General features: G+C 70.2%; 20 protein-coding genes and 1 pseudogene. 5 read left to right on the top strand and 16 right to left on the bottom strand.

What is annotated here, in order from left to right; all coding sequences use genetic code 11:
• Positions 1-84: 84 nt before the first annotated feature.
• Both RH864_RS12265 and RH864_RS12260 read left to right on the top strand, forming a co-directional pair.
• Positions 85-1,317 (top strand): DUF349 domain-containing protein, encoded by a 1,233-nt coding sequence (locus tag RH864_RS12265; protein ID WP_310517842.1) that lies wholly within the window; start codon positions 85-87, stop codon positions 1,315-1,317.
• A gap of 111 nt (positions 1,318-1,428) precedes the next feature.
• The gene (locus tag RH864_RS12260; RefSeq protein WP_310517841.1) at positions 1,429-1,995 is read left to right on the top strand and encodes a hypothetical protein; all 567 of its coding nucleotides are present in this window, start codon (positions 1,429-1,431) and stop codon (positions 1,993-1,995) included.
• Here the strand turns inward: RH864_RS12260 and RH864_RS12255 are convergent.
• The 13 genes and pseudogenes from RH864_RS12255 to pdxS all read right to left on the bottom strand — a co-directional run bounded on the left by RH864_RS12255 (position 1,974) and on the right by pdxS (position 13,522).
• Entirely contained in the window at positions 1,974-4,223 is a 2,250-nt protein-coding gene (locus RH864_RS12255; protein ID WP_310517840.1) for a RelA/SpoT family protein, read from the bottom strand. The two genes, RH864_RS12260 and RH864_RS12255, sit on opposite strands and share 22 nt — an antisense overlap.
• Positions 4,224-4,315: 92 nt before the next feature.
• Positions 4,316-5,341: a protein translocase subunit SecF gene (gene secF / locus RH864_RS12250; RefSeq protein WP_310517839.1), complete on the bottom strand. Its 1,026-nt coding sequence runs from the start codon at positions 5,339-5,341 to the stop codon at positions 4,316-4,318.
• Entirely contained in the window at positions 5,341-7,074 is a 1,734-nt protein-coding gene (secD, locus tag RH864_RS12245; RefSeq protein WP_310517838.1) for a protein translocase subunit SecD, read from the bottom strand. The genes secF and secD overlap by 1 nt, the downstream gene beginning before the upstream one ends.
• Positions 7,075-7,138: 64 nt before the next feature.
• Positions 7,139-7,513, bottom strand: coding sequence for a preprotein translocase subunit YajC (gene yajC / locus RH864_RS12240; protein ID WP_310517837.1), 375 nt, complete (start codon positions 7,511-7,513; stop codon positions 7,139-7,141).
• A 98-nt stretch (positions 7,514-7,611) separates the two neighbouring features.
• Positions 7,612-8,676, bottom strand: a complete 1,065-nt coding sequence (gene ruvB, locus RH864_RS12235) for a Holliday junction branch migration DNA helicase RuvB (RefSeq protein ID WP_310517836.1) — start codon at positions 8,674-8,676, stop codon at positions 7,612-7,614.
• On the bottom strand, positions 8,673-9,299 hold the full coding sequence (gene ruvA, locus RH864_RS12230; RefSeq protein WP_310517835.1) for a Holliday junction branch migration protein RuvA: 627 nt from the start codon (positions 9,297-9,299) through the stop codon (positions 8,673-8,675). Before ruvA ends, ruvB begins: the two co-directional genes overlap by 4 nt.
• A complete protein-coding gene (locus RH864_RS12225; protein ID WP_310517834.1) occupies positions 9,296-9,910 on the bottom strand; it encodes a crossover junction endodeoxyribonuclease RuvC in 615 nt (204 codons plus the stop codon). The genes ruvA and RH864_RS12225 overlap by 4 nt, the downstream gene beginning before the upstream one ends.
• Before the next feature lie 9 nt (positions 9,911-9,919).
• On the bottom strand, positions 9,920-10,678 hold the full coding sequence (locus RH864_RS12220) for a YebC/PmpR family DNA-binding transcriptional regulator (protein WP_310517833.1): 759 nt from the start codon (positions 10,676-10,678) through the stop codon (positions 9,920-9,922).
• A gap of 82 nt (positions 10,679-10,760) precedes the next feature.
• Entirely contained in the window at positions 10,761-11,351 is a 591-nt protein-coding gene (locus RH864_RS12215; protein WP_310517954.1) for a DUF1697 domain-containing protein, read from the bottom strand.
• A 48-nt stretch (positions 11,352-11,399) separates the two neighbouring features.
• Positions 11,400-11,642: pseudogene (locus RH864_RS12210) on the bottom strand (type II toxin-antitoxin system RelE family toxin); the annotation flags it as partial.
• On the bottom strand, positions 11,639-11,914 hold the full coding sequence (locus RH864_RS12205; RefSeq protein WP_310517832.1) for a type II toxin-antitoxin system Phd/YefM family antitoxin: 276 nt from the start codon (positions 11,912-11,914) through the stop codon (positions 11,639-11,641). The gene RH864_RS12205 and the pseudogene RH864_RS12210, both read right to left, overlap by 4 nt.
• A 76-nt stretch (positions 11,915-11,990) precedes the next feature.
• Positions 11,991-12,635 (bottom strand): pyridoxal 5'-phosphate synthase glutaminase subunit PdxT, encoded by a 645-nt coding sequence (pdxT, locus tag RH864_RS12200; protein ID WP_310517831.1) that lies wholly within the window; start codon positions 12,633-12,635, stop codon positions 11,991-11,993.
• Complete coding sequence (gene pdxS / locus RH864_RS12195) at positions 12,632-13,522, bottom strand: pyridoxal 5'-phosphate synthase lyase subunit PdxS (RefSeq protein WP_310517830.1); 891 nt, start codon at positions 13,520-13,522, stop codon at positions 12,632-12,634. Before pdxS ends, pdxT begins: the two co-directional genes overlap by 4 nt.
• Positions 13,523-13,652: 130 nt before the next feature.
• On the opposite strand from pdxS, the gene RH864_RS12190 reads away from it, so the two are divergent.
• On the top strand, positions 13,653-15,065 hold the full coding sequence (locus RH864_RS12190) for an aminotransferase class I/II-fold pyridoxal phosphate-dependent enzyme (protein WP_310517829.1): 1,413 nt from the start codon (positions 13,653-13,655) through the stop codon (positions 15,063-15,065).
• Positions 15,062-15,913, top strand: coding sequence for a pyridoxal kinase PdxY (pdxY, locus tag RH864_RS12185; protein WP_310517828.1), 852 nt, complete (start codon positions 15,062-15,064; stop codon positions 15,911-15,913). Before RH864_RS12190 ends, pdxY begins: the two co-directional genes overlap by 4 nt.
• A gap of 180 nt (positions 15,914-16,093) precedes the next feature.
• Here the strand turns inward: pdxY and RH864_RS12180 are convergent, their stop codons facing one another.
• Together RH864_RS12180 and thrS are read right to left on the bottom strand one after the other, a co-directional pair.
• On the bottom strand, positions 16,094-16,660 hold the full coding sequence (locus tag RH864_RS12180; protein WP_310517827.1) for an HIT family protein: 567 nt from the start codon (positions 16,658-16,660) through the stop codon (positions 16,094-16,096).
• Entirely contained in the window at positions 16,657-18,597 is a 1,941-nt protein-coding gene (gene thrS / locus RH864_RS12175; RefSeq protein WP_310517953.1) for a threonine--tRNA ligase, read from the bottom strand. The genes RH864_RS12180 and thrS overlap by 4 nt, the downstream gene beginning before the upstream one ends.
• A gap of 363 nt (positions 18,598-18,960) precedes the next feature.
• On the opposite strand from thrS, the gene RH864_RS12170 reads away from it, so the two are divergent.
• Entirely contained in the window at positions 18,961-19,668 is a 708-nt protein-coding gene (locus RH864_RS12170) for a sigma-70 family RNA polymerase sigma factor (RefSeq protein WP_310517826.1), read from the top strand.
• Between the two features lie 26 nt (positions 19,669-19,694).
• Here the strand turns inward: RH864_RS12170 and RH864_RS12165 are convergent, their stop codons facing one another.
• Positions 19,695-20,651, bottom strand: a complete 957-nt coding sequence (locus RH864_RS12165) for a glycosyltransferase family 9 protein (RefSeq protein ID WP_310517825.1) — start codon at positions 20,649-20,651, stop codon at positions 19,695-19,697.
• Between the last annotated feature and the right edge of the window lie 41 nt (positions 20,652-20,692).

Here is a 20,692-nt window from a genome sequence, read left to right as displayed (position 1 = left end):
CCGCCCGTTCAGCCCGGGCCACCGTGCAATAGGCTGGTTCCAGTACGCCGCCGAGGGCGGCATCCGACCACGACAGGTGAGGCCGTGACCGATTCAGTGCAGCAACCGTGGGGCCGCGTCGATGAGACGGGCACCGTCTTCGTGCGGACGGATGACGGCGAGCGCGCCGTCGGACAGTACCCCGACGGCTCGGCCTCCGAGGCGCTCGCGTACTTCGAGCGCAAGTACGCCGACCTCGCGGGCCAGGTGAGCCTGCTCGAGCAGCGCGTGCGTCGCGGAGCACCGGCTGCCGACGTCGCGAAGACCGTCACCCGCCTGCAGGAGTCGGTCGCGAACGCCAACGCCGTCGGCGACCTCGGCGCACTGTCCAAGCGGCTCGAAGCCCTGTCGGGCTCGGCGAAGGAGCTGACCGAGCAGCAGCAGGCCGAGGCCAGGGCCGCACTCGACGAGGCGATCGCCGAGCGCACCGCGATCGTCGAGGCGGCCGAGCAGCTCGCCGCGCAGGACCCCGCGAAGACGCAGTGGAAGCAGACGACGAGCGAGCTGGACTCGCTGTTCGCGAGGTGGCAGAAGCACCAGCAGGAGGGCCCGCGTCTGCCGAAGAACGAGGCCAATGAGCTGTGGAAGCGGTTCCGCACGGCGCGTTCGACGATCGAGCAGCACCGCAAGAGCTTCTTCGCCGAGCTCGATGCGGCACACCGCGACGTCCGCGCACGGAAGCAGCAGCTCGTCGAGCGCGCTGAGGCGCTCGCGCCCCGCGGTGCCGACGGCGTCGGCGACTACCGCGCGCTGCTCGACGAGTGGAAGCTCGCGGGCCGTGCGGGCAAGAAGGTCGACGACGCGCTCTGGGCGCGCTTCAAAGCCGCGGGCGATGTGCTCTTCCAGGCCAAGGCCGAGATCGACGCGCAGGAGGACGAGGCCTATCGGGCCAACCTCGAGCAGAAGCTCGCACTCCTGACCGAGGCCGAGCCGCTGCTCACCGCGACCGACCCCACCGCGGCCCGCACCACGCTCAGCCGGGTGCAGCGCCAGTGGGACGAGATCGGCCGGGTCCCGCGCGACCAGGTGCGTGCCGTCGAGGACCGGCTGCGGAAGATCGAGCAGCACGTGCGTTCGCTCGAGGACGAGCGCTGGCAGCGCGAGGACCCCGAGAAGAAGGCGCGTTCCGAAGGGCTCGCCGGACAGCTCCAGGACGCCATCGAGAAGCTCGAGTCGGAGCTCGCCGAGGCGGAGTCGAGCGGCGACGCGAAGGCCGCGGCGACCGCGCGCGAGGCGCTCGAGGCTCGCCGCGCCTGGCTCAAGGCCGTCGGCGGCTGAGCTCGCTGCGCCCGCGCGGCGAGGCCTCCTCCACAGCGTCGTCGCGTCGCGGCTGTCCACATCCGGCCGTGCGACGACCGCCACGGCCCGCGGGTGTCGCACGATGGGTGGATGACCCGGCTTCCGAACGTGCTCAGCACCGACGACCTCCCGCTCGCCGAGCTCTGCGCCGCACGCCTCGACGGCGACGTCGGCGCCCTGCACGGTGCGTTCGTCCCCATCGACGCACCCGACGTCCCGGCGCTCCGCGCTGGCGCGCTCGCGATCGGCATCGACCGCTCGCTCATCCTCGACCGCCGTTCTGCCGCGTGGGTGCACGGAGCGATCCCGGCGCCCCCGTACGACACGCAGCTGTGCCGGTCGGCGGCCGCGCGCGGCACGGCGCAGCCGGGCACCCGAGGCGTCCGCGAACTGGTCATCGCGCCGGGTGAGCTCGTGGACTTCGAGGGCGTGCGCTGCACGTCACGTGCGCGGACCGCGTTCGACCTGCTTCGCGACCCGAACGAGGCGTCCGACGAGGTCGAGCAGATCGTCGCCCGGCTCATCGCCTCGCACGACGGCCTCGAACGCGAGCTGCGTGCACGACTCCAGGACTCGGTGCGGCTGCCCTACCGCGCACTGGCGTCCGCCCGGCTCGAGCGGGCGCTGGCCCGGGCTCAGCCGTCGGCGACGCGGTAGACGTCATACACCGCGTCGATGCGGCGCACCGCGTTCAACACGCGGTCGAGGTGCGTCGTGTCGCCCATCTCGAAGACGAACCGGCTGAGCGCCAGCCGATCGGTCGAGGTCGACACGTTCGCGGAAAGGATGTTGACGTGATGCTCCGAGAGCACACGGGTGACATCGGAGAGCAGGCCGGCCCGGTCGAGCGCCTCGATCTGGATGTGCACGAGGAACACGCTCTTCGAGCTCGGCGCCCATTCGACGTCGATCATGCGCTCGGGTTCACGCAGGAGCGACTGCACGTTGTGACAGCTCGCCTGATGCACGGAGACGCCGGCGCCCCGGGTGACGAACCCCACGATCTCGTCGCCGGGTACCGGGGTGCAGCAGCGCGCGAGCTTGACGAGGATGTCGGGTGCGCCGCGCACGAGGACCCCGGAGTCGCTGCGGGGCAGCTGCCGCGGCCGCGCCGAGATCGGCAGGCCGGGCTCGTCGCTCTCGTCGACCTCGCGCACCTGCGCGAGCACCTTCTCGATGACCGACTGCGTCGAGACGTGGCCCTCGCCGACGGCCGCGTACAGCGCCGACACGTCGTCGTACCTGAGCTGGGCCGCGACCTCGGCGAAGGACTCCTGGCTCATGAGCTTCTGCAGCGGGAGATTCTGCTTGCGCATCGCGCGCGCGATCGCGTCGCGGCCGTGCTCGATCGCCTCATCACGACGCTCTTTGGTGAACCACTGGCGGATCTTGTTCCGCGCGCGGGGGCTCTTGACGAACGTGAGCCAGTCCTTGCTCGGGCCCGAGTCGGGGTTCTTGGAGGTGAACACCTCGACGACGTCGCCGCTCAAGAGCTCGCTCTCGAGCGGCACGAGCCGCCCGTTGACCTTCGCGCCCATCGTGCGATGCCCGACTTCGGTGTGCACGGCATACGCGAAGTCGATCGGGGTCGCGCCGGCGGGCAGCCCGATCACCCGGCCCTTCGGCGTGAAGACGTAGACCTCTTTGGCGCCGATCTCGAAACGGAGCGAGTCGAGGAACTCCCCCGGGTCTGCCGTCTCGGCCTGCCAGTCGGAGATGTGCGCGAGCCAGGCCATGTCGGTCTCGGTCGCTCCCGCACGTTCGTCGGTGCGGCCGCCGGCCATGCGCTCCTTGTACTTCCAGTGCGCGGCGACACCGTACTCGGCACGCTGGTGCATGTCGTGCGTGCGGATCTGGATCTCGACCGCCCGGCCCTTCGGACCGATCACCGTCGTGTGCAGCGACTGGTAGAGGTTGAACTTCGGCGTCGCGATGTAGTCCTTGAAACGCCCGGGCAACGGCGTCCAGCGCGCGTGGATGGCGCCGAGCACGGCGTAGCAGTCGCGCACGCTGTTGACGAGCACGCGGATGCCAACGAGGTCGTAGATCTCGTCGAACTCACGGCCCCGCACGATCATCTTCTGGTAGATCGAGTAGTACTGCTTGGGCCGGCCCATGACCTTGCCGCGGATTCGGGCGGCCTTCAGGTCATCGCTCACGAGCTCGATGACCTTCTGCACGAACTCCTCGCGCTGCGGCGTGCGCTGCTTCACGAGACTCTCGATCTCGGCGTACAGCTTCGGGTAGAGCACCGCGAACGAGAGGTCCTCGAGCTCCCACTTGATGGTCTGGATGCCGAGCCGGTGCGCGAGGGGCGCGTAGATCTCGAGCGTCTCGGTGGCCTTGCGTTCAGCGGAGGACGCCGGCACGAAGCCCCAGGTGCGCGCATTGTGCAGACGGTCGGCGAGCTTGATGATGAGCACGCGGATGTCCTTGGACATCGCCACGATCATCTTGCGGACCGTCTCGGCCTGTGTCGAGTCGCCGTACTTGACCTTGTCGAGCTTCGTCACGCCGTCGACGAGCATCGCGATCTCGTCGCCGAAATCGGCGCGAACCTGATCGAGCGTGTATGCCGTGTCTTCCACGGTGTCGTGCAGCAGCGCAGCCGCGATGGTCTTCGACCCGATGCCGAGGTCGGCGAGGATCTGCGCAACCGCGATCGGATGGGTGATGTACGGCTCGCCGCTCTTGCGCTTCTGTCCGGAGTGCGCCTGGTCGGCCTTCTGATACGCCCGCTCGATCAGCGCGAGATCGGCCTTCGGATGGTGCATGCGCACGGTGCGCAGCAACGTGTCGACGGCACCCGTCGACTGCGCCCGCGAGAAGATCCGGGGCACGAGACGGCGCAGCGAAGCGGTCTGATTGACCCCGGTCTCCGTCACGCGCACCTCCAGAGTTCGATTATCGCCGCTTCAGACCACGCCGCGGCCCGGCGCGGCCAAGCTCTGGGCGAACTCCAGCCTCCGGGCGGACGTCATACCGTGGTGACGGCCGATGCCTGGCCATCCGTGGCGCCCGCGCGAGCGCGCTCCTTGAGCACCTTCTCGTCGTGCCGCTTGATGGCCGGCTCACGCTCGCGCAGCTGCGAGTACAGCGGCGCCGCGAGGAACACGGTCGACCAGGTGCCGACCAGGATGCCGATCAGGAGCGCGAGCGAGATGTCGCGGAGCGTGTCGGCACCGAGGACGCCCGCACCGATGAACAGGATCGCGGCGACCGGGAGCGCAGCGACGACCGACGTGTTGATCGAACGCACCAGGGTCTGGTTCACCGCCAGGTTGACCGACTCGGGGAAGGTGCGCCTGGACTCGCTGCCGTCTTCGGCGGTGTTCTCGCGGATCTTGTCGAACACCACGACGGTGTCATACAGCGAGTACGACAGGATCGTCAGGATGCCGATCATCGCCGCGGGGCTGAGCTCGAACCCGACGGCCGCATAGATGCCGACCGTGGCGACCAGGTCGGCCAACAGCGCGATCATGGCAGCCAACGACATCTTGATCGTCCTGAAGTACAACGCCATGATCACCGCGGCGAGGAGCAGGAACGCGACCAGGCCGATCAGGGTCTGTCTCGTGACATCGGCACCCCACGTCGGCCCGATGAACGTGGCGGTGACCTCGGCCTCGGGGACGTCGTACGCCTCCGCGAGCACGGTCGTCAGCTCTCGCGTCTCTTCCTGCGAGAGCTGCTCGGTCTGCACGCGGACGCCGTCGCCGCCGACGATGGCCACCCGCGGCACGGAGCCCGGAACCACCTCTTGCACGGCGGCTTCGGCGGGAGCGGCCGATGCCTCCTGCACGCCGGCGATCTGGAACTGGGACCCGCCACGGAACTCGATGGACAGGTTCACGCCGCGGATCAGCGGGATCGCCACGGAGAGGATGAGCACCAGGGCCACGACCGCGTACCACTTGCGTCGACCGCCGACGAAGTTGAACGAGCGCTTGCCCGTGTACAGGTCGTTGCCGAACCGGGTCAGGCGGCTTGCCTTGGCCATCAGGACTCCTTGCTCTCGTCGGAGCCGGTGGTCGCGCCGACGCCGGCCGCCTTCCGCTCCGCGATCGTCTGCCGCTTCTGCGCTTCCTTCTGGCTGGCCGCCGACTTGCGGCCCGCGGCGACGGGGGTACGGAACTCGGCACGGCCGCGGTAGACCGCCCCGAGCGCGGTCGGGTCGAGCCCCGACCACGAATTGCCCGACGAGAAGAACTTGGTCTGGGCGAGCAGCTGCAGCATCGGATGCGTGAACAGGATCACGACGACGACGTCGATGATCGTGGTCAGACCGAGCGTGTAGGCGAAGCCCTTCACACTGCCGACCGCGAGGATGAACAGCACCACCGCCGCGAGCAGGTTCACGCCCTTCGAGGCGAGAATCGTGCGGAACGCGCGCTTCCAGCCGGCCTCGACCGCGCCGATCAGGAGTCGGCCGTCGCGCAGCTCGTCGCGGACGCGTTCGAAGTAGATGATGAACGAGTCCGCGGTGAATCCGATGGCGACGATCAGGCCCGCGATGCCCGCGAGCGACAATCGATACCCCTCGCGCCACGACAGGATCGTGATCATCAGGTACGTGATGATGCCCGCGATGATGAGCGAGGCGATCGTCACCGAGGCCAGTGCCCGGTATTGGAACAGGGTGTAGATCACGACCAGGATGAGGCCGATGAGGCCTGCGATGAGACCTGACTGGAGCTGCGACGTGCCGAGCGTGGGCGAGATCGTGTCGGAGGACTGCACCGTGAAGCTGATCGGCAGCGCGCCGAACTTCAGCTGGTCGGCCAGGGCCTTCGAGGACTCCTGGTCGAACTGGCCGGTGATCTGCGGCCTGCCGTCGGTGATCACGCCGTTCATCGAGGGGGCGGAGAGCACCGCGCCGTCGAGCACGAACGCGAACTGGTCGCGCGGCGTCTGGCCCTTGAGTCCGAACAGGCGCGTCGAGACCTTGGCGAACTCCTCGGTACCGGTGCCGTCGAACACGATGTTGACCGCCCACTGGCCGGTCTGACCGCCGGTGCTCGTCTGCACCATGCCGTTCGTGGCGTCGACGATGTTCTCACCGGACACTTCGACGGGTCCGAGCAGGTACTTGACCGTGCGCGACTGGTCGCAGGTCACGAGCGGGTCGGCGGCCGGGGCCACGTTCGTCTCGGTGTCGTCGAGCGCCGCGCAGTCGAACGCGTCGTACTGGGCCTGCAGCGCCGGAGTCACCCAGTTCATGTCACTGCCGTCCGTGGGCTGGACGGTCGGCTCCGTGGCGAGGCCCTCGGCCGGATCGGCCGCGTCGGGCGAGGCCGTCGGATCGATCGACTGCGTCGTCGCGGCGCCGGCGAGCAGCACCGGCCGGAGCTCGAGCTTGGCCGAGGACTCGATGCGGGCCCTCGTCTGGTCGTCGAGCTCACCCGGGATGCGGACGACGACGTTGTTGCCCTCGGTGTTGATCTCGGCCTCGGCCACACCTGACGCGTCGACGCGCTGCCGGATGATCGACACCGCCTGGTCGAGCTGCTCCTGCGACGCGGTCTGGCCGTCCTCGAGCTGGGGCGCGAGGATGATCTGCGTACCGCCCTCGAGGTCGAGCGCGAGCTTCGGCGTCCACGAGCCGCCGCCCCAGATCACGCCCGCGGCGTTGATCGCGAACAGGCCGACGATGATGACGCCGAGCCAGGTGAGGGACCGCCAGGCCTTGCGGACCGGCGCAGGGCGGGAGGACCGCTTGGATGGTGCAGCCACGTTGGTGAGCCTTCTGTGCAGGCGCCCCCACCGTCAGCCGGCGGAGGCGTAGGTGGGGTGAGTGCTAGTCGTCCGACTTCTTCTTGGGGTCGGTCTGCTCGTCGGCCGACGAGTCGTCGAGACGCTGGCCGTACTCGGGCTCGGCCGTGAGCTCTTCGGGCACGGTGTCGGGGACGACCGGCGTGGCCTCGGTGGACTCGGCCTCGTCGACCACGCGGGCGACGACCTGACGGTGGACCGTGACGACCGTGCCGGGCGCGATCTCGAGCTCGACCTTGTTGTCTTCCTCGTCGATCGACTGGATGGTGCCGAACATGCCGAAGTTGGTCATGACCGTGGCCCCGGGTACGACCTTGGACTGGAGCTCACGAGCGTCGGCCTGACGTTTCCGCGAATTGCGGAACATGAAGAAGATCAGCACCGCCAGGATGGCGAGCATGATGAGAGTGAACGGATCAAAAACCATGGGGTGCAGGAACCTTCCGCGGTGCGTGGGGACGCACAGTCGATGAGCATGGGGGCCTGAGGCCTCTAGAATTATAGATCATCGAGCGGAAGTGCCGTTGAAGCCTGTACAGACTCGTTCGCCAGCCCGAAGTGTCGCCAGGCCGCGGGGGTCGCGACCCGGCCGCGCGGGGTCCGGGTGATGAGCCCGATCCGCACCAGGAACGGCTCGACGACGGCCTCGATCGTCTCGGCCTCCTCGCCCGTGGAGACCGCGAGCGTGTTGAGCCCCACCGGCCCGCCGCCGAACCTCGTGAGCAGCGTCTGCATCACGGCGCGGTCGAGCCGGTCGAGCCCGAGCGCATCGACGTCGTAGAGCTCGAGCGCGGCCCGCACGGCCTCGATGTCGGCGCCGCCATCGCGCCCCGGGCCCGCTGCGGCATGCACGAGCGCGTAGTCACGGACCCGGCGCAGCAGGCGGTTCGCGATGCGCGGGGTTCCGCGGCAGCGCCCGGCGATCTCGGCCAGCGCCTCGCGATCGATCTGCAGCCCGAGCAGGCTCGCAGCGCGCACGAGCACCTGCTCGAGCTCGGCCTCGTCGTAGAACTCGAGGTGCGCGGTGAAGCCGAAGCGGTCGCGCAGCGGGTTCGGCAGCAGACCGGCACGTGTGGTCGCACCGACCAGCGTGAAGGGCGCGAGGTCGAGCGGCACTGACGTCGCGCCGGCCCCCTTGCCGACCATGATGTCGATGCGGAAGTCCTCCATGGCGAGGTACAGCATCTCTTCGGCCGATCGCGCCATGCGATGGATCTCGTCGATGAACAGCACCTCGCCGGGAACGAGCGAGCTGAGGATCGCGGCGAGGTCGCCCGCGTGCTGGATGGCGGGACCACTCGACATGCGGAGCGGTCGCCCGCTCTCGTGCGCGACGATCATCGCGAGCGTGGTCTTGCCGAGCCCGGGCGGGCCGGCCAGCAGGATGTGGTCGGGGGTCCGCTGCTGCAGCGTCGCCGCCGTCAGCAGGAGCTGCAACTGGCCGCGCACCCGGCTCTGCCCGACGAACTCGCCCAGGCTCTTGGGCCGGAGGGCGCCCTCGAAGGCGAGCTCGGCCTCGTTCGCGAGCTCGGGATCGGTCAGGTCGTCGGAGCCGTCGCTCATCTCGCCCTCCCGGCCTGCTGCGCCGGGCCGAGTCTCGCGAGCGTCAGCCTGAGCAGCGCCGGGACCGACGCCGCCTCGCTGTCGGCGGCCTCGGCCATCGTGGCCTCGACCGCCTCGGCTGCGACGCGCTCGGACCAGCCGAGCCCGGTGAGCGCCGCGAGCACGCTGTCGGCGACGCCGCCGGTGACCAGGGCGCCCGTGGGCGTCTCGGCGGCGACCCCGGTCGACCGGACCTTGCCGGCGAGCGACACCACGATGAGCTTCGCGGTCTTCGGGCCGATGCCGCTGACCTTCCTGAACGCGGCGTCGTCTTCGCGCTCGACCGCGAGCGCGACCTGCTCGGGCGAGAGCGCGGAGAGCACGCCCAGCGCGGACTTGGGCCCGACGCCCGTGACCCCGATGAGGATCTCGAACACCTCGAGCTCCTCGCGGGTCGCGAAGCCGAAGAGCGTCAGGGCGTCTTCGCGCACGATGAGCGAGGTGTGCAGCGCCGCCTCGTCGCCCTCACGGCTCGCGAGCGCGAGCGCCGGGGTCGTGTTGACGAGGAAGCCGACGCCGCCGACCTCGAGGACGACGGAGCCGCCGGCTGCCTGCAGGACCCGGCCACGGAGCGAGGAGATCACGCGTTCAGCCTACGTGCGGCCCCCGACACGGCCGCGGAGCGTTCGGCGGCGCGCCACGCGCGCTGCGCTGGCGTGAGCCCGGCGGCGTCATCGGGACGGTCCGCCGACGAGGCATCCGTCATCGCCTGGCCGCCCGTGCCGCCCGCGCGCCAGGCGTGGCAGACCGCGAGGGCGAGGGCGTCCGCGGCGTCCGCGGGCTTCGGGACGGCGTCGAGACCGAGGATGCGCGCGATCATGGCGCCCACCTGCTTCTTGTCGGCCCGCCCGTAGCCCGTGATCGCCGCCTTCACCTCACTCGGCGTGTGCAGCGCGACCGGAAGCGCCCGCCGGGCGGCGATGAGCATCGCGACGCCCGAGATCTGGGCCGTGCCCATGATGGTCGAGACGTCGCTCCTGGCGAAGACCCGCTCGAGCGCGACGGCCTGCGGACGGTGTTCGTCGAAGATCGCCTCGAGCCCGTCGGCGATGCGTGCGAGCCGGCGTTCGATCGAGAGATCGGCGGGCGAACGCAGCACCACGACGTCGACGAGCTTCGCGCTGCGGTTCGGCTCGACGTCGACCACGCCCACGCCGCAGCGCGTGAGCCCGGGGTCGACGCCGAGCACGCGCACGGCGACCGCCTACTCCTCGTTCTCGAGCTCGGCCTGCACCTCGGCGCTCAGGTCGAAGTTGCTGTAGACGTTCTGCACGTCGTCGCTGTCTTCGAGCGCGTCGATGAGCCGGAACACCTTGCGCGCCGTGTCGGCGTCGACCTCGACCTTGAGGTTCGGCACGAACTCGACGTCGGCGGACTCGTAGTCGAGCCCCGCCTCCTGCAGCGCGACGCGCACCGCGACCATGTCGGACGGGTCGGTGATGACCTCGAAGCCCTGCGCGTGCGGCTCGATCTCTTCGGCACCGGCCTCGAGCGCGGCCAGCATGACGTCGTCTTCGGTCGTGCCCTCGCCGGAGACGACGATGACGCCCTTGCGCGAGAAGTTGTAGGCGACCGAACCGGGGTCGGCGAGCGTGCCGTTGTTGCGGTTCAGACCCGTGCGCACCTCGGCGGCCGCGCGGTTCTTGTTGTCGGTGAGCACCTCGATCATCATGGCGACGCCCGACGGGCCGTACGCCTCGTAGGTGATGCTCTGGTACTCGACGGCCTCGCCGCCGATGCCCGCGCCGCGCTTGATCGCGCGATCGATGTTGTCGTTCGGCACCGACGTCTTCTTGGCCTTCTGCACCGCGTCGTACAGCGTCGGGTTGCCGGCGAGGTCGGCGCCGCCCATCTTGGCCGCGACCTCGATGTTCTTGATGAGCTTCGCGAACGACTTCGCGCGACGCGCGTCGATGACGGCCTTCTTGTGCTTGGTCGTCGCCCACTTGGAATGCCCGGACATGCGTCTCCTGAATCGAGTCTCGAGCGGATGCCTCGAAGGCACCGCGCCTGCCCATTCTAGCGAGCACCACCCACGGCGACGCTCAGGCGAGCACCTTGCGGAGCGTGCGCAGGTTGCGGTTGGTCGTCGTAGGCGCGAAGCGCGGCTTACCGAGCAGCTTGCCGAACGGGGTGTGCAGGGTCGTGCCCTTCACCGGGTTCCAGTACAGCACCGCGTCGCCCGCCGCGATCGGATCGGCGTCGGCGTCGAACCCGGCGGCGGCGTCCACGAGCTCGTCGACCACCCCCGCGTCCGAGGCGAAGACGACATACGGCTGCCGCCCCGCGTCGTGCTCGTCGAACGGGAACGCCTCGACGACGCGCTCGAGCGCGTCGCGCGTGATGAGCACGATCCACGCCTCGTACCCGAAGCGCTCGCCGAGCGCGGCCTCGATGCGCCGCTTCAGCTTCGCGTCGTCGTCAGCGGATGCCTCGAAGGTGACGTTGCCGCTCGCGAGCACCGTGCGCACCTCATCGAACCCCAGCCCCTCGAACACCTCGCGCAGCTCGGCGGACCTGATCGTCACTCCCCCGACGTTCACCCCGCGCAGCAACGCCACATACCCGGTAATGCGCCGAGCGTACGCCGCACCACCCACCCGCGCCGTCAGCGGTGAGTAATACTCTGGAATCATGCGCACACCATCGCTATACGGGCGGCGGGGCAGCCGGTATGCGTCTCGGCGGTGCGCAACCCTGACCACGAGCAATGTGCCGCTCGCCTCATCCAAGCTGAACAACACCCGGTAATCACCCCGGCGGGCGGAGTGGAGGCCCTCGAACTCGCCCTGCAAAGGCTTGCTCATCCGCCGCGGATTGGTGGACAGTGTGAACGTCACGAACTCGATGACGGCCTGCGTGATCTTGAGCGGCAACCGGTCGAGTCCGCGAATCGCAGTGTCGGCGAACTGGCCGTTCCAGGTCACAGCGGACGCAACCCGTAGCGGGCACGGACGTCAGCCGCACTGAGCGTCTCGCCGCTCTCGGCTTGTCGTCGAGCCTCCGCGACATCCTCACGCACACCAGGCTGCGACAACCAGAACATCGTCTCGTACAACGAGTCCAGTGCATCTTTGCTGATCAGCACCGCGGCGGCGCGACCATGACGGGTGATCTCGACGATCTCGTGCTCACGCTCCACGCGCTCGATGAGCCCCGACAACTTGTCCTTTGCTTCACTGAGCGGCACCGTCTGCATGCCCACCATACTAGCCCAACTTATAGCCAGGCACTAGCCCAGGATTTGGCGTGCGCGCGAGCGCTTCCCTGCGGCCCTACGCCGCGACGCGCGCGCGGACCTTGTCGAGGAAGTAGGCGTGGAAGCGGTGTTCGCCGGTGATCTCGGGGTGGAAGCTCGTGCCGAGGAGGTCGCCCTGCTCGACCGCGACGACGCGACCGTCGGCGAGCGTCGCGAGCGGGGTCGCCCGCTCCCCCACCGACTCGACCACCGGCCCGCGGATGAACGCCGCGTGCACCGGGCCGGCGCCGAGCGCCGGCACGTCGAGGTCGGTCTCGAATGACTGGTTCTGGGAGCCGAAGGCGTTGCGCCGAACAACGACGTCGAGGCCGCCCAGGGTCTGCTGACCCTCGATCGCGTCGAGCACGGTGTCGGCCAGCATGATGAGCCCGGCGCACGTGCCGTAGACGGGCAGGCCCGCTTCGATCGCCAGGCGCAACGGCTCGGCGAGCTCGTACGCGCGCGACAGCTTGTCCATGACCGTGGACTCGCCGCCCGGGATGACCAGGCCGTCGATGACCGCGAGCTCCTCGGGGCGCCGGATCAGCTCGACGCCCGCACCGAGCCCGGCGAGCACGCGCGCGTGCTCGCGGAAGTCGCCCTGGAGGGCGAGCACGCCGACGCGCGGGCCTCCGGCCGGAGCATCCGCCCGCCCCAGCGACTGCGCCCGGAGCGTGGTCACCAGCCGCGCTCGGCGAGCCGGTGCGGCGCGGCGAGATCCGCGACGTTGATGCCGACCATGGCCTCGCCGAGCCCGCGCGAGACCTCGGCGATCGTGGACGGGTCGTCGTAGAACGTGGTCGCCTTCACGATCGCGGCTGCACGCTGCGCCGGGTTGCCCGACTTGAAGATGCCCGAGCCGACGAACACGCCGTCGGCGCCCAGCTGCATCATCATGGCCGCGTCGGCCGGGGTCGCGACGCCGCCCGCGACGAAGAGCACGACCGGCAGCGTGCCGGTCTCGGCGACCTCGGCGACCAGCTCGTACGGCGCCTGCAGCTCCTTCGCGGCGACGTAGAGCTCGTCCTTCGTCATCGACCGGAGCCCGTTGATCTCGCTCGAGATCTTGCGGATGTGCTTGGTCGCCTCGGACACGTCGCCGGTGCCGGCCTCGCCCTTCGAGCGGATCATCGCCGCGCCCTCGTTGATGCGCCGCAGCGCCTCGCCGAGGTTCGTGGCGCCGCACACGAACGGCGTCGTGAACTGCCACTTGTCGATGTGGTTGACGTAGTCGGCGGGCGAGAGCACCTCGGACTCGTCGATGTAGTCGACGTCGAGCGCCTGCAGCACCTGCGCTTCGACGAAGTGGCCGATGCGTGCCTTCGCCATGACGGGGATGGAGACCTCGGCGATGATCGCCTCGATCAGGTCGGGGTCGCTCATGCGCGCGACGCCGCCCTGGGCACGGATGTCGGCGGGCACGCGCTCGAGCGCCATGACCGCGACGGCCCCGGCGTCCTCGGCGATGCGCGCCTGCTCGGGGGTCACGACGTCCATGATGACGCCGCCCTTCAGCATCTCGGCGAGGCCGCGCTTGACCCGGTTCGAGCCGGTCTCGGCAGTGCTCATGTCGTGGGTTCCCTTCGTCGGGCGCCGCGCCGCCGCACCGCGTCGCGGGGCGACGCCGGTCGGCCGGACAGCGAGGAGTGTTGGCCTAGGCCAAACGCTAGCATGATCCGGGCCTAGACTTTCTGATGCCATGGATCGTGACGTGACCCTCCAGATCGAAGGCCGCTCGGCGGCCGACATCGCCGCGAGCGTGCGCGCCCTGATCGAACGCGGGACCCTGCTGCCCGGCGAGCCGTTGCCGCCCGTCCGCGGCCTCGCCGACGAGCTCGGCGTGAACCGCAACACCGCGGTCGCGGCCTACCGGCAGCTCATCCAGGCGGGCCTCGTCGAGACGCGCGGCCGGGGCGGCACCCACGTCGCCGACCGGTCACCCGTCGACCAGGAGGGGTTCGCGGCCGACAGCGTGCTCCGCGACGTCGCGACGGGCAACCCCGATCCCGACCTCATCCCAGACCCCGCTTCCGCGCTCGCACGCATCGCGAGCCGGCCGGTGCTCTACGGCGAACCCGTCATCGACCCCGGTCTCGAGCACTGGGCGCTCGAATGGATGAGCGCCGATCTCGCGCCGGCCGACATCCGCCTCACGATCACGAGCGGCGCGGCCGACGCCGTCGAACGCCTCCTCGCGCAGGCGCTCGTGCGCGACGACGCGGTCGCGCTCGAGGACCCTTGCTTCCTGACCAGCATCCACACCGTGCGGGTCGGCGGCTACCGCCCCGTCCCGATCCCGGTCGACGACGAGGGCATGACCGTCGAGGGCCTCCGCCACGCCCTCGAACAGGGTGTGCGCGCCGTGGTCTGCACGCCGCGCGCGCAGAACCCGACGGGCGCGAGCCTCAGCGCACGCCGGGCCGAGGCGCTGCGCGCGGTGCTGCGCTCGCATCCGTACGTGCTGGTCATCGAGGACGACCACTTCTCGATGCTCTCGCGGCAGCCGTTCCACTCGCTGATCGGACCCGAGCACCGCAGATGGGCGCTCGTCCGCTCCGTCTCGAAGTTCCTCGGCCCGGACATGTGCCTCGCGGTGACCGCGTCGGACCCCGACACCGCGGAGCGGCTCGCGATGCGGCTCACGCCGGGGACCACCTGGGTCAGCCATCTGCTGCAGCGCCTGACGCTCGCGCTCGTGACCGACCCCGAGGTCGCCGAGGCCATCGAGGCGGCCGGGGCGCACTACGCCGAGCGCAATCGCGCGTTCGCCGAACGGCTCACCGCACTCGGCGTGCCCGCGGCGGCCGGCGACGGCGTCAACCTCTGGGTGCCCCTGCCGGTGCCCGCGCGGGACGTCTCCGAGCAGCTCATGCGGCGCGGCTGGCTCGCGCGCGCGGGCGACGCCTTCGTGCTCGCCGACGCGCCGGCGGCCCGCCGGCTCCGACTCACCGTGCACGATCTGCACGACGCCGACGCCGACCGGCTCGCCGGTGACATCGCCGCCGCGGTCCGCGCGGCGGGCGGGCGGCTCGTCCCCGCGGCGCCGGCCCCGGCACAGACCTCAGCACAGTCCCCGGAACCGTCCCCCGAACAGGAAGCCATCGACCAGTGAGAGTCCTCTCCATCCAGTCCGCCGTCGCGTACGGCCACGTCGGCAACTCCGCTGCCGTCTTCCCGCTGCAGCGCATCGGCGTCGAGGTCATGCCGGTCTACACGGTCAACTTCTCGAACCACACGGGCTACGGCGCGTGGCGCGGCCCGCTCATCTCCCCCGACGACGTGCGCGACGTGATCTCGGGCATCGAGGAGCGCGGCGCGTTCGCGCAGACCGACGTCGTGCTCTCGGGCTACCAGGGCGGCGAGGGCATCGCGGACGTCATCCTCGACGCCGTCGCGCGCGTCAAGGCCGCGAACCCCGGCGCGATCTACTCGTGCGACCCGGTCATGGGCAATGCCAAGAGCGGATGCTTCGTGGCGCCCGCCATCCCGGTCCTGCTGCGCGATCGCGTGGTGCCGGCCGCCGACCTGATCACGCCGAACCAGTTCGAGCTCGGCTTCCTGACCGACACCGAGCCGGACACGCTCGAGTCGACGCTGATCTCGGCCGACCTGATCCGCGCGACCGGCCCGCGTACGGTGCTCGTCACGAGCGTCGAACGGCCCGACCGCCCCGAGGGCACGATCGAGATGCTCGCGGTCGACGACCGCGGCGCCTGGATCGTGCAGACGCCCATGCTGCCCCTGAAGGCCAACGGCTCGGGCGACGTCACCGCGGCACTGTTCACGGCGCATTATCGCGAGACCGGCGACGCGGCCGACGCGCTCGCGCGCACCACGTCGAGCGTGTTCGACCTGCTCACGAACACCTATGAGTCCGGCGAGCGCGAGCTGCAGCTCGTCGAGTCGCAGGACGCGTACGCGCACCCGCGCATGCAGTTCACGGTGCAGCAGGTCCGCTGACCGCAGTCGTTGGTCGAGTAGCGAGCGCCAGCGAGCGTATCGAGACCTGCGTGACCCGCCCTCGAGACCGGCTCACGCAGGTCTCGATACGCGTGCTCGTCCCTCGCTCGCTACTCGACCAGCACAGGCACGGTGAGCGGATGCCTCGTGAGGCGGCTGCGCGAGGCATCCGCTCGCCCGCTATGGCTTGGGCCAGCCGTCCGCGATCTCCTGACGGACCTCGCCGAGCAGGCGCGGCAGCGCCTTCGTGCCCGCGATGATCGGGAAGAAGTTCGAGTCGAGCGCCCAGCGGGGCACGATGTGCTGGTGCAGATGCTCGGCGATCCCCGCGCCCGCGATGCGGCCCTGGTTCATGCCGAGGTTGAACCCGTCGCACTTCGAGACCTGCTTGACCACGCGCATGGCGATCTGCGTGAGCTCGCCGACCTCGGCGACCTCCTCGGCGCTCGCCTGGTCGTAGGTCGCGATGTGCCGGTACGGGCACACCAGCAGGTGACCGCTGTTGTACGGGTACAGGTTCAGCAGCACGTACGCGTGCGTCCCGCGCGCGACGATGAGCGACTGCTCGTCGGAGAGCTCGGGCGCGCGGCAGAACGGGCACGTGTGCTCATCGGGCTGCTGGCCATGCTGGATGTAGACCAGGCGGTGCGGGGTCCAGAGTCGCTGGAAGGCGTCGGGGACGCCCGCCAGATCGCCCGAGGCATCCGTCGGCACGCCCTCGAACTCATCCGGCTGGTAGGCGGTCATGCGAACAGGTCGTCCCTCGTCGAGACCTGTCGGTGCTCGTCGATGGCGGCGCGGATGCGCGCGAGCGCGTCGGCGACCGGCACGCCGTTCTCCTGCGTGCCGTCACGGAAGCGGAAGCTCACGGTCTCGGCGCTGCGGTCGTTCTCGCCCGCGATGAGCAGGAAGGGCACCTTGTCTTTGGTGTGGGTGCGGATCTTCTTCTGCATGCGGTCGTCGGTCGTGTCGAGCTCGGCCCGCACGCCGGCCCCCGTGAGCTGGGTCACGATCGCGCCGAGGTAGGGCGCGTACTCGTCGGCGACGGGGATGCCCACGACCTGCACGGGCGACAGCCAGGCCGGGAACGCGCCCGCGTAGTGCTCGAGCAGGATCGCGAAGAACCGCTCGACCGAACCGAGCAGCGCCCGGTGGATCATGGCGGGCTGCTTCTGCGTGCCGTCGGCGGCCGCGTAGCGCAGCTCGAACAGCTCGGGCTGGTTGAAGTCGAGCTGCACGGTCGACAGCTGCCAGGTGCGGCCGATCGCGTCGCGCGCCTGCACCGAGATCTTCGGTCCGTAGAACGCGGCCCCGCCCGGGTCGTCCACCAGCTCGAGGCCCGAGTCGACCGCGACCTCGCGCAGCGTCGCGGTCGCCTGCTCCCAGAGCGCGTCGTCGCCGACGTACTTCACCGGGTCCTTAGTGGACAGCTCCAGGTAGAAGTCGGTCAGGCCGTACCCGCGCAGCGTCTCGAGCACGAACGCGAGCTGGCTCGCGACCTCGTCCTTGATCTGCTCGTCGGTCACGTAGATGTGCGCGTCGTCCTGCGTGAGGCCGCGCACGCGCGTGAGGCCCGAGAGCGTGCCGCTCTTCTCGTAGCGGTACACGGTGCCGAACTCGGCGAGCCGCAGCGGCAGCTCGCGGTACGACCGGCCGCGGGCCCGGAACACGAGGTTGTGCATCGGGCAGTTCATGGGCTTCAGGTAGTAGTCCTGGCCCTGGCGCGTGACGTTGCCCTCGGCGTCGACCTCTTCGTCGAGGTGCATGGGCGGGAACATGCCCTCCGCGTACCAGTTCAGGTGCTGGCTGACCTCGTACAGGTGGGCCTTCGTGATGTGCGGGGTGTTCACGAAGTCGTACCCGTTCGCGAGCAGCTGCCGGCGCAGGTACTCCTCCATCTCGTAACGGATGATGCCGCCCTTGGGGTGGAACACCGCGAGCCCCGAGCCGATCTCGTCGGGGAAGCTGAACAGGTCGAGCTCGCTGCCGAGCTTGCGGTGGTCGCGCTTGGCCGCCTCCTCGAGGCGGGTCTGGTACGCGCGCAGCTCGTCCTTCGTCGGCCACGCGGTGCCGTAGATGCGCTGCAGCTGCGGGTTCTTCTCCGAGCCGCGCCAGTAGGCGGCGGCGACCCGCATCAGTGACCAGCCGTTGCCGATCATGCGCGTGTTCGGCAAGTGCGGGCCGCGGCAGAGGTCCTTCCAGACCGTCTCGCCCGACTTGGGGTCGACGTTGTCGTAGATGGTCAGCTCGCCCGCGCCGACCTCGACCGACTCGTGGTCGTCACCGCTCGACTCGCCGTGCCCTGCGTGCCCCTTGAGCCCGATGAGCTCGAGCTTGTACGGCTCGGCGGCGAGCTCGGCGCGTGCCTCGTCGTCGGTCACGACGCGGCGCATGAAGCGCTGACCCGAGCGGATGATGCGCGCCATCTCCTTGTCGAGCGCCTTGAGGTCTTCGGGCGTGAACGGCTGTGCGACGTCGAAGTCGTAGTAGAAGCCGTCGGTCACGGGCGGGCCGATGCCGAGCCTGGCCTCGGGATTGATCGTCTGCACGGCCTGCGCGAGCACGTGCGCGGTCGAGTGCCGGAGGATCGCGAGCCCGTCGGGTGAGTCGATCGTCACTGGCTCGACCGTGTCGGCCTCGGTGACCGTCGTGGCCAGGTCCTTGAGCTCGCCGTTGACGCGCATCGCGACAACGGATCGGTCGGTGAAGAGCTCGAAGCCGTCGGCCACTGTGGATCTGCTTTCTCTGAAGAAGACGAACCCTTCAACTGTAGTGCGAGCGTCCCGCGGGGTGCGTCGCCAGGGTCGAGCGCTTATAACCCTCCTGCTGCTGCTTCTCAACTCCCTTCCGAGAAGTGCTCGAGAGGTATGTGCTGCGGTCGTCGGCGGGCGTACGGCCCTCCGCAGGACCGAGGGGGTCGCACGGTGATCGGAGCAGCGAGGTCTGCGCGAGCAGAGACGGTCCGCCGGCGTTGGGCGGAGCGCGAGCAGTGGACCAGGGCGAGGTTCCGGGAACGCGGTGCGTTGAGCGGGCGACCGCGCCGCCTGGTGGAGGACGAGATCGTGCTCGAGCACCTCGACCTCGTCGACGGGCTGGTCCGGCGGCTCGCACCGCGCTACCGCGACCTCGGCGACCTGCGGCAGGTGGGCTGTGTCGGGCTGATCAACGCGGTGCACCGGTTCGATCCCTTCCGGGGCGACGCGTTCGTGCCGTACGCGGTGCCGACGATCAGCGGCGAGGTGAAGCGATACCTGCGCGACCAGGGCTGGATCGTGCGCCCGCCCCGGAGCGTGCAGGAGCTCAGGACGGCCACGCTGCGGGCGATGCCCGATCTCGCCCAGCAGTTGCGGCACGAACCGACCTGCGGCGAGCTCGCCGTCTTCCTGCACACCTCCCGGAAAGCCGTGCAGGAGGCGATCGCGACGCCGACGAGCCTGCACCCCATCTCGCTCGACGATCGCGGTGACGACGACTCGGGCACCGACGCCCTGCTCGGCGCGGTCGACGGCGGACTCGAGCGCGCCGACACCAGGGTGCTCGTGCGCCGTGCGATCGCGAGCCTGCCGCCCCGGGATCGGCGGATCGTCTACCTGCGGTACTTCGAGGAGCGGACGCAGCGTGAGATCGCGGCGGACATCGGGGTGACCCAGATGCAGGTGTCACGGCTGCTCACGAGCATCCTCGTCAGGCTGCGCGAGCGCATGTCCGCCAACCCCGACGCGTTCGGGGATCCCGCGGAGCTCGACGTCGGATGAGCTGCGACGTGTGCGGATCACGCGGATCACGCCCCCGCACGGAGCCCGTCGAGCGCGTGCACCACCTCGTCGACGCGGATCGCGAGCAGCGCGGGGTCGGGCTCGTCGGAGAACGTGTCGCCGCGCCGCAGCTCGGCTCTCGTGAGCACGACATGCGGCCCGGGCGGCGGCCCCCACTCGGAGGGCGGCGCCGGACCGAAGATCACGACCGAGGGCACGCGATAGGCGGACGCGAGATGCGCGGCACCGGTGTCGACCGAGACGAGCAGGCGGGCGGATGCCACGACCGCAGCGAACTCGGCGAGCTCGAGCCGGCCCGCCAGCACCCGGTCGGCGCCGAGGCCGGCCGCGCGGGCGATCGCGATCGCGCGTTCGCGGTCGGCGTCGCCGCCGGTCAGCACGACGGTCTCCCCGGTGCGTTCGAGATGACGAGCCACCTCGGCGAACCGTTCGGCCGGCCAGCGGCGCGATCCGTAGAAGGCGCCGACGTGAACGACCGCCGCACGTGTGCAGACCGGGCGGTGCGCTGGCACCGCGATCCCGACCTCGTCGGCGTCGGCCTCGACGCCGAAGGCCCGCACGAGCCTCGCCCAGCGCTCGCGTTCGAGCATCCCGTCGACCCACGGCGGTCCGTCGGCCGCGTCCGGGTGATGCGCGATGAGCCGGTGCGGGTGCAGCGCCGTGAGCAGGTCGGCGCTCTCCGGGCCGCGCCCGTGCAGGTTCACGGCCAGGTCGATCTCGCGCCCGGCGACGTCGATCGGCTGCGACAGCCCAGGGGTCGGCGCGAGCTCGTCGACGGCCTCGACGAGCTCGACGACCGGCCGCAGCCACCCGGTCGTCGCGAGCACGATCCGGTGGCCGGGATGGGCCCGCCTGAGCGCCCGGAGCGCGGGGACGGCCACGAGGAGGTCGCCGAGCTTCAGCGCCCGCAGCACCAGCATGACCGGTCGCGGGTCGTGCCGGAGATCCTCCCGAACGACCATGCCACCACCCTGACAGGCACCGGAGCCGGGCGGAAGGGATC

Source organism: Agromyces aerolatus (assembly GCF_031432255.1).
Taxonomy (GTDB): Bacteria; Actinomycetota; Actinomycetes; order Actinomycetales; family Microbacteriaceae; genus Agromyces.
This window is presented reverse-complemented; position numbering and strand designations above follow the sequence as displayed.